The organism is Microbacterium sp., from assembly GCF_047972865.1.
Taxonomy (GTDB): Bacteria; Actinomycetota; Actinomycetes; order Actinomycetales; family Microbacteriaceae; genus Microbacterium.
Window position 1 is genome coordinate 1 of sequence record NZ_JBKEAY010000132.1, and the last position, 1,542, is coordinate 1,542.

Consider the following 1,542-nt stretch of genomic DNA (forward strand, 5'->3'; position numbering starts at 1 on the left):
GATCGTCGTGCAGGTCCACGCGCCGGCGCCGTCGGCGGTCGCCGTGCACAGCGTGGTACCGACCGGCAGTGCGGCCGCGCCGACGCCCGCAGTCCGTCCGCTCCCGAAACCGGTCCACACCCCGGCGCCGGCCACCCCGCCGACGCTCACGACCACGTCGCTCCCCGGCTCCGCCGTGCCGGTGACCTCGATGCTCGGGGTAGCTGTGAACAGCGACCCCGCGGTGGGCGAGGTGATCATCGGCGGGACTGGAACGACGGTGTCGACGGTCACCGAGACCGGGTCCGACGCCGCACTCGTGTTGCCCGCCGCATCGGCCGCGGATGCCGTCAACTCGTGATCGCCGTCCGGGAGCGTGAACGCCAGGCACGCCCAGTCTCCGGCGTCGTCCGCGGTGACCGCGCACACGATGTCACCATCGCCGCGGACGGTGACGACGCTGGCGGGCTCAGCCGTGCCGCTCGAGGCGAGCGTGTCGGCGAACACGGCACCGGCCGTGGGTGAGGCGATCACCGGCGGCTCCGGCGCGACAGTGTCGACGGTGACCGATACCGGGGGCGACGCCGCGCTGAGATTGCCAGCCGCATCCATCGCGGATGCGATCAACTCGTGCATCCCGTCGGCGGCGAGGAACTGCGGGCACGTCCACGCACCTCCCACGCCCGCCGCCACCGTGCACACCGCGGCACCGCCTGCGCGGACCGTCACCACGGCGCCCGGTTCCGCCGCGCCGCTGACGACGACCGCCGGGTCACGCGTGAGGGCACCGTCGGCGGGTGAGGTGATCGCGGGGGCCTGCGGCGCGACGGTGTCCACGGTCACCGTCACCGGGGCCGAGGCCGCGCTGGCGTTGCCCGCGACATCCGCTGCGGTGGCCGTCAACCGATGCACCCCATCGGCGACCGTGAACGTCGGGCACGACCAGGCCCCGGCGCCGTCCGCCGGAGCCTGGCACACGACGTCGCCGTCACTGCGGACCGTCACGGTGCTGCCCGGGTCCGCGGTGCCGCTGGCGGCGAGGCCGGAGTTGTTGCTCAGGGTGCCGTCCGCAGGAGCGGTGATCACCGGAGCATCCGGCGCCCCGGTGTCCACCGTCACCGACACCGCAGCGCCCGCCGGGCTCGCGTAGCCCGCCGCATCCGTCGCCGTCGCCGTCAACGAATGGGCCCCGTCCGCCAGCACCACCGGCAGGCACGCCCAGTCGCCAGCACCATCCGCAGTCGCCGAACAGACGGCAACCGCGCCATCGACCACCGCGACCGTACTGTTCGGCTCCGCCGTGCCCGCGATCGACACGTCGGGGTCGTTCGTCACGGTGCCGTCCGACGGGGTCGTGATCACCGGAGCATCCGGCGCGGTCGTGTCCACCGTCACCGTGGTGACCGAGCTCGGGTCGCTGGCGTTTCCCACGCCGTCGCTCGCGGTCGCCGACAACGAGTGGGTGCCGTTGCCGAGCGCGACGATCGGGCACGCCCAGTTACCGGTACCGTCGGTCGTCGCGGGGCACAGTGGCGTCGTCCCGTCGCGCACGTCGATCGTGCT

General features: G+C 73.8%; 1 protein-coding gene. It reads right to left on the reverse strand.

Annotated elements, in window-relative coordinates; translation table 11 throughout:
• The coding region (locus tag ACK5KK_RS08250) for an Ig-like domain-containing protein (protein WP_416889607.1) at positions 1-1,530 on the reverse strand (1,530 nt) is incomplete at its 3' end.
• Between the last annotated feature and the right edge of the window lie 12 nt (positions 1,531-1,542).